Annotated in this window: 5 protein-coding genes; 1 reads left to right on the plus strand and 4 read right to left on the minus strand. The window is 69.4% G+C overall.

Going from position 1 to position 6,694, the window contains the following annotated elements:
• Positions 1-43: 43 nt before the first annotated feature.
• From FHP25_RS38690 to FHP25_RS38705, 4 genes are all read right to left on the minus strand, one after another.
• A complete protein-coding gene (locus FHP25_RS38690) occupies positions 44-730 on the minus strand; it encodes an alpha/beta fold hydrolase (RefSeq protein WP_147852353.1) in 687 nt (228 codons plus the stop codon).
• 80 nt (positions 731-810) lie between these two features.
• On the minus strand, positions 811-2,358 hold the full coding sequence (locus tag FHP25_RS38695) for an acetyl-CoA acetyltransferase (RefSeq protein WP_147852354.1): 1,548 nt from the start codon (positions 2,356-2,358) through the stop codon (positions 811-813).
• A gap of 2 nt (positions 2,359-2,360) precedes the next feature.
• Positions 2,361-2,663, minus strand: a complete 303-nt coding sequence (locus FHP25_RS38700; protein ID WP_147852355.1) for an enoyl-CoA hydratase-related protein — start codon at positions 2,661-2,663, stop codon at positions 2,361-2,363.
• Positions 2,660-5,230 (minus strand): flavin-containing monooxygenase, encoded by a 2,571-nt coding sequence (locus tag FHP25_RS38705; protein ID WP_147852356.1) that lies wholly within the window; start codon positions 5,228-5,230, stop codon positions 2,660-2,662. The genes FHP25_RS38700 and FHP25_RS38705 overlap by 4 nt, the downstream gene beginning before the upstream one ends.
• Before the next feature lie 351 nt (positions 5,231-5,581).
• Between FHP25_RS38705 and FHP25_RS38710 the strand changes: the two genes are divergently transcribed.
• Positions 5,582-6,469: a LysR family transcriptional regulator gene (locus tag FHP25_RS38710; protein ID WP_178134110.1), complete on the plus strand. Its 888-nt coding sequence runs from the start codon at positions 5,582-5,584 to the stop codon at positions 6,467-6,469.
• Positions 6,470-6,694 lie beyond the last annotated feature (225 nt).

A 6,694-nucleotide genomic window follows, 5' to 3' on the forward strand; every position in this document is an offset into this window, starting at 1 on the left:
TCGTCAATCATGGCCACCGCCGCTTCGATCGCGGGTTGCCGGCTCAGAGCCGCTCGCGGTCGATCCAGTCGGCCAGGATCGCGGCCAGGGTGTGCGGCTGCTCCAACGGCGCCATGTGCCCGCAATCCTCGATCACCTCGAAGCGGGCTCGTGGGAGATGGTGCGCCATGCACTCGGTCTCCTCGAAGCGCCGCAACCGGTCCTGGCGGCAGGCCACCACCAGCGCGGGGCAGGTGATCCGCTCGAGCTCGGCGTAGCCGTCGCGGCGGACCAGGGCGACCTGGCGTGCCATGACCGCCTTGCCCAGCCGGCGGGACATGCCGCGCAGCCGCTCCAGCAGCACGGGATCGCGCTCACGGTCGGGGTGGAGCGCGCCCGACAGGGTGGGCTCATTGTCCGTGCGCACGCGTCGGATCGTGAGCGTCGCCTTCTTGCGTGTGTCCTCGGCCTCGGTGTAGCCGCGCGCTGAGGAGGCGATGAAGGCGACGCCGGCGACGCGTTCGGGCGCCATCAGGCTCAGCACGCGCGCCACGAAGCCGCCCATGGAGAAGCCGACCAGCACGAACCGCTCCGGCGCTGCATCGAGCACGCGGCGTGCCATGCCATCGAGGCTGTCGTCGTCGTAGAGGTTGCCGTGATGCACGCGGCCCAGCCGCGTCAGGTCGTCCTCCATGTCGCGCCACAGGTCGGCGTCGCACATGAAGCCGGGAAGCAGGACAAGATCGCGCATGCGGTGGCTATAGCATGTCCAGGTGGCACCGAGACTGAAGCGCGCCGCTCCAGCGGCGCGCCTCGGCCAGCTGATCCCCGTCAGGCCACCTGGAACACATTGATGTCGCCCTGGGCGGCGACCTCGATGCGGCGTCCCAGAAAGTCCGCCTCGTGGACATGCGCCGCCGCCTTGGTGTCGCCCTCGGGGGTGCGCGCGATCACGCGCCGTCCGGCGGCGTTCTTGCCGACGGCCACGGCGTATTGCGGACCGGTCTTCGAATGCACCACGGTGTAGGTCTCCACGGTCACCGGCCCGGTGTGGCTGTCGTCGATCGCCGGCGACGGCACCGCGTCGAGCGCCGCCTGCAGGTCGGTCGACGGCTGCTCGGTCCAGTCGCGCGGCTGCGTGGAATAGACGCCGGCGCTGTACTTGCCCAGCGTGCCGCCGTTGGCGCCGACGAAGCCCTTCTTGCCGGGCTGGCGGCGCAGGCGGCCCGCCATCTCGGCTATGCCATGCATGGAATAGTTGTTGCCCGGGCCGCCGAAGAACGGCAGGCCGCCCGTGACGGTGAAGCCGCGCGGGTCGTCCTCCTTCAGCGACAGCTCGTCGATCACCACGTTGGCCACGGCGATGGGGAAGCAGCTGTAGAAGTCGAACAGGGCAATGTCGTCGACCGTCGTGTCGGCGCCCTTCAGCGCGGCACGCACGGCGGCGTGCGCGGTGGGCGAGGCGCCGATATCCGGCCGCGCCAGCAGGCGCTTCTCGGCCGCCTTGGCGTAGCCGTGGAGGTAGACGAAGTTCTCTTCCGGCACGCCCATCGCACGCGCCGCGGCCAGCGAGGCCACGATCACCGCAGCGCCCTGGTTGACCTGGTCGCGCGCGACCAGCCGCAGCGGGTAGGGGTCGGCAATCCAGCGGTTGGACTTGCCGGGCTCCAGCAGCTGGGTGGCGCTGAAGGCCGGCACGGCCCAGGAGCTGTAGGGATTGGCAGCCGCCACGCGCGCGAACGGCTCGAACAGCCGGCCCATGCGCGCGGCATAGTCCTGCTTGGAGAGGCCCAGCCTGTGGCGGCGTGCGTTCTCGGCCAGCGCATAGGATATCGGCGCGCCCAACACACCGTGGCGGGTCAGCAGCGGGTCACGCAGCTCCTCGAGTCCCGAGCCGCGGTCCTCGACCTGCCCGCCCGGATCCTCGGCGAAATTGAGCGACTTGCCCTGCGCGTGCGCGTTGCGCACCGTCGAGATGCCTTCCGCACCGCACAGCAGGGCGACCTCGAACTCGCCGTCGTAGATGCGCTGCGAGAACTCGATCATCATATCCCCCGGCGTGTTGCCGCCGGCCTTGGTCCACAGCGCATAGCCCGGGTTGATGCCCAGCCGCTTCGCGATGGAGCGGGGGAAGTTGGCGGTCTTGCCGAACGGCGACGGCCGGCCCGTATCCTCGAAGGTGCGCACCGCGACGATGGCGCCAATGGCGCTGCGCACCGCGTCGGCGCGTGTCGTGTTCTCGAAAGCGGCCTGCGCGGCGGCGGCCGCGACATCGGATGCCGCCCAGGTCTTGTAGGACGGCGAGTCGATGCGATCCACCGATTGCCCGACCCCGATGACCACCGGCGTACGCGGGTTCAACGTGCGACTATCAACCATGCTCATTCTCCTTTCCACACCGGTGTACGCTTCTCGGCAAAGGCGCGCGGGCCTTCCTTCGCGTCCGCCGATTCCATCAGGCGCCTGATCTCCAGCCGGGTCAGTTCCCAGGCCTTCTGCTCGGAGGGTATTTCGCCCGAATGGATTCCCAGCGCGACCCTTTTCGATGCCTGCACGGCCAGCGGCGCATTGGCGGCGATCCTGGCGGCCAGCGCCAACGCCGTGGACAGAACCTGCGCCCGCGGCACCACCGCATTGACGACCTTCAGAGATCCCGGCGGCGGTACGTCCGTCGCCGGCCTCATCGGATCTTTCGCTCCGCGAACCGGCGGATCGCCTGGGCCATCCGTTCGCGCGCGCCGACGCCGGTGATGATCACGTCGACCATGGCCAGCGAGGTGTGGATGTGACCGCGGGCCTGCAGCTGGGAGACCTCGACGCCGGCGGCCGCCAGCGCATCGGCGTAGGCGATCCCCTCGTCGCGCAGCGGATCGAATTCGCAGGTCACCACGAGCGCCGGTGGCAATCCGGTCAGCTCACCGCGCAGCGGCGAGGCCCTGGGGTCGCTGCGGTCGGCTGGGCTGCAGTACAGGTCCCAGAACCAGTGCATCATCGCTTTGGTCAGGTGATAGCCCTGGGCGTTCTCGCTGTAGGAGGGCCGCGTGAAGTCGTGGTCCGTCACCGGGCAGAGCAGCAGCTGGCCGGCGATCTCGGCGCCGCCGCGATCGCGCACCAGCTGGCAGGTGACGGCCGCCACGTTGCCGCCGGCGCTGTAGCCGGCCACGACCAGCGGCCCCGGCCGGCCGCCGATCTGCGCGGCATGCTGCGCGACCCAGCGCACCGCCGCATAGCCGTCCTCGGCGGCCGCCGGAAAACGATGCTCCGGCGCATGGCGGTAGTCGATACTGACGACCAGCATGTCGCTGCGCCGGCACAGGTCGCGGCACAGCGGGTCATCCGAGTCATGGCTGCCCAGCACCCAGCCGCCAGCGTGGAAATACACCACCACGCCGTGCGGGCCCGGCGTGGCCGGCCGGTACAGCCGATAGCGCAGCGGCCCGCCGGCACCGGGCAGGGTTCCGTCGGTGATCTCGCCCACCGGCCGTCCGGCGGGCCGGCTGGCGCGCGCCTGGATGGTGAAGGCGCGTGCCGCGTCGGCGCCCAGCGACTCCATGGCCGGCAGGTTCAGCTTCGCCATCTCGGCCAGCAGCAGGCGCACGTCCGGCTGCAGGCGCACGACCTCGCCATCGTTGCACGTCGTGTTGCCGCTGGCGTCGCCCAGCCGGAAACCCAGCATGTCGCGGCTCACTACCTCGTCGCAGATGCCGCGATAGGCGCCCAGCCCGCCCGTGTAGGGCATCACGCCGCGCGCCTTGCCGCGCATGTTGGCGCCGGTGTACCAGGTGTTGGCCAGGCGATGCAGCGTAAGTCCCGTGCAGTCGGCGACGTGGCGCGACCAGCCGGCCTGGGCAGTCTCGGTGGCTTCGATGGTCGTCTGCCCGGCTTCGCGCATGCCGGTGATCCGATCGACGATCCAGTCGACATGCTGCTCGATGGCCACCGCCATGTTGGCCAGCACCGAGGGGCTGCCGGGACCCGTGACCAGGAAGAGGTTGGGGAACCCGGCCACCGTCAGGCCCAGATAGGTCTTGGGGCCATCGGCCCAGGCATCGTCGAGCTTGATGCCGCCGCGGCCGGTCATCGGATGGACGGCCAGCATCGCGCCGGTCATGGCATCGAAGCCCGTGGCGAAGACGATGGCATCGACGTCGTAGTCGGCCTTGGCGGTGCGGATGCCCGACCGGGTGATGGTGGCGATCGGCTCGCGGCGCAGGTCGACGAGCTTCACGTTGGGCCGGTTGTAGGTGTCGTAGTAGCCGGTATCGAGGCAGGGCCGCTTCGAGCCGAAGGGATGATCCTGCGGGCAGAGCGCCTCGGCAGTCGCCGGATCAGTGACGGTGTCGCGGATCTTGCCGCGGATCATCTCCGACAGCAGCGCGTTGCCGTCGACATCGGAGACGGCGTCGGCCCAGGCCGTGGATAGGCCGCCCAGCTCGCCCGACATCCAGCCACGCTCGAAGCGCTCGCGCCGCTCGGCCTCGCTGAGCTGCCAGCTGTATTCCGCGGGGCGTTGGCGCGGCATGCCCACGGGCGACCAACGCGCCCTTTCCCGGTAGCCGGCGCGGTCGCGCTCCAGCGTGGCCACCGCTGCCGCCGGCGCCGGGCCGTTGAGCGCCGGGATCGAGAAGTTCGGCGTGCGCTGGAAAACGGTCAGGTGGGACGCCTGCTGCGCGATCAAGGGGATGGCCTGGATGCCCGACGATCCGGTGCCGATCACCGCTACCCGCTTGCCCGTGAAATCGACGCCCTCATGCGGCCAGCGCGAGGTGAGGTAGGTCGGTCCCGCGAAGTCCCTGGCGCCCTCGATCTCCGGTGGCTTGGGCGCCGACAGGCAGCCGCTGGCCATCACGTAGAACCGGCACGACACCGGCGCGCCGTTGCTGGTGCCCAGCTGCCAGCGCTGCGCGGTGTCGTCCCACGTCGCCGTGGTCACCGTCGTGGCGAAGCGGATCGAGCGGCGCAGGTCGTAGCGGTCGGCGACGAAGCGCAGATACGCCAGGATCTCCGGCTGCGTGGCGTACTTCTCGGACCAGGTCCAGGCGTCTTCCAGTGCAGGGTCGAAGGAGAACGTGTAGTCGGTCGTCGGCACGTCGCAGCGTGCCCCGGGATAGCGGTTCCAGTACCAGGTGCCGCCGACATCATCGCCCGTCTCCAGGCCGATGGCCGACAATCCCGCCTGCCGCAGGCGATGCAGCAGATAAAGACCCGAGAATCCCGCGCCGACGACGGCAACATCCACGTCCTGGTTCATTTCATCCCGTTCCCGTTGCTGGTGGCAGCTGGCTGTGCGGCCGCTACTATGGCGCGCTTCGCTTCCCCGCCGATTGCTTCTGTGTCGTGGGAGCAATGTCGATTTGCGGGACCGGCCTGTCCAAGACGAATGCACGCTAATTTATTCGCAATCCCAATAAATGGCAGCTAGCCTGCGCCTCCATCTTCCCCAGGGGCTTCGCATATGGGAGCACCGACGCCGTCTCCTCGCCCCGCGGCAGCGGGGAGAGGGGTAAACGGCAGCATATGCGAATGCCCTGCGCCTCCGGGGGAAGGATTAAGTCAAACGCTTCGAGCGAAGCGAGCTTGGGACGACAGGCTTGGTGCATCCATGGATTTCGACCTGAAGACGGCGATCCAGTTCGCCCATATTGCGCGCACGCGCTCCTTCAGCCGGTCGGCGGCAGAGCTGAGGGTGTCGCAGCCCTGGTTGTCCACGCGCATCCGCCAGCTGGAGGAGCGGCTGGGCTGCAGCCTGTTCGAACGCACGACGCGGCGTATCCGGCTCACGCCGGAGGGCGACCAGCTGCTGGCGGCGGCCGAGGCGCTGGCGGCCAGCGCGACGGAGTTCGAGATGGTCGCGCGCGGCCTGCGCGACCATCCGCGTGCGCGGCTGCGGATCGGCACGCCGCCCTACGGCTTCATGTTTCCGCAGCGCATCGAGCTTGTGGAGAGCTTCGCCGCGCGCACGCAGACGATCGTCGAGCTCGACATCGGCTGGACCCACCGGTTGATCGAGCGGCTGCAGCGTGGCGAGCTGGACGCAGCCTTCGTGATCGAGCCGTTCGACACGTCCGGACTGGAGATCCTGCCCGTCGCGACGATGGCGTTCATGATCATTGCGCGGTCGGATGACAGGCTCGCGAACCGCCGCTCGCTGCGCCCGGCCGACCTTGCCGGCCGCCGGATCGGCGCCTTCACCCGCGACCTCAATCCGGGGGTGTTCGACATGTACTACCCGCCGCTGGTCGCTGCCGGCGCCGCTGTGGTGGAGCTGCCGGAAGTCCGGCGCGCATTGCTCATGGCGGACGATCAGCGCGATGCGCTCGTGCTGGGGTCGCTTCAGGCGGCGCCCGTCACGGCGGGGCCGGATGGCACAGGCCTGGTCAGGCTGCCGCTGCGCGACGCCCCGACGCTGAACTTCCTGCTGGTGCGGCGCAGCAAGGCCAACAGCCGCACCTGCCAGCGCTTCTGGGACATGGCCCGCACCGGCGGGTAACCAGCTGCCTCGTCGTTCTTGGTGCTTTGCCTGGCGCCGCGAAATCGTCATGATCAGCGGTGAGTATTCGCTCGACTATGGGCCGGGAGAACTGATCACATGTCACAAGCGAAGAAGGTGCCGGGTCGTCGCCTGGCGGCGGTAGCGGGTCTGACGGCGACGCTGCTGGCGTCGACGTCGGCGTTGGCGCAGGAGCTGGCGCTGAAGCGTGTGATGCTGTCGTCG

Source organism: Vineibacter terrae (assembly GCF_008039615.1).
GTDB lineage: Bacteria > Pseudomonadota > Alphaproteobacteria > Reyranellales > Reyranellaceae > Vineibacter > Vineibacter terrae.

Excerpts from the sequence above, each read along its gene's own strand:
- FHP25_RS38690 (WP_147852353.1), bottom strand. The coding sequence starts at position 730 with ATGCGCGATCTTGTCCTGCTTCCCGGCTTCATGTGCGACGCCGACCTG.
- FHP25_RS38695 (WP_147852354.1), bottom strand. The coding sequence starts at position 2,358 with ATGGTTGATAGTCGCACGTTGAACCCGCGTACGCCGGTGGTCATCGGG.
- FHP25_RS38700 (WP_147852355.1), bottom strand. The coding sequence starts at position 2,663 with ATGAGGCCGGCGACGGACGTACCGCCGCCGGGATCTCTGAAGGTCGTC.
- FHP25_RS38705 (WP_147852356.1), bottom strand. The coding sequence starts at position 5,230 with ATGAACCAGGACGTGGATGTTGCCGTCGTCGGCGCGGGATTCTCGGGT.
- FHP25_RS38710 (WP_178134110.1), top strand. The coding sequence starts at position 5,582 with ATGGATTTCGACCTGAAGACGGCGATCCAGTTCGCCCATATTGCGCGC.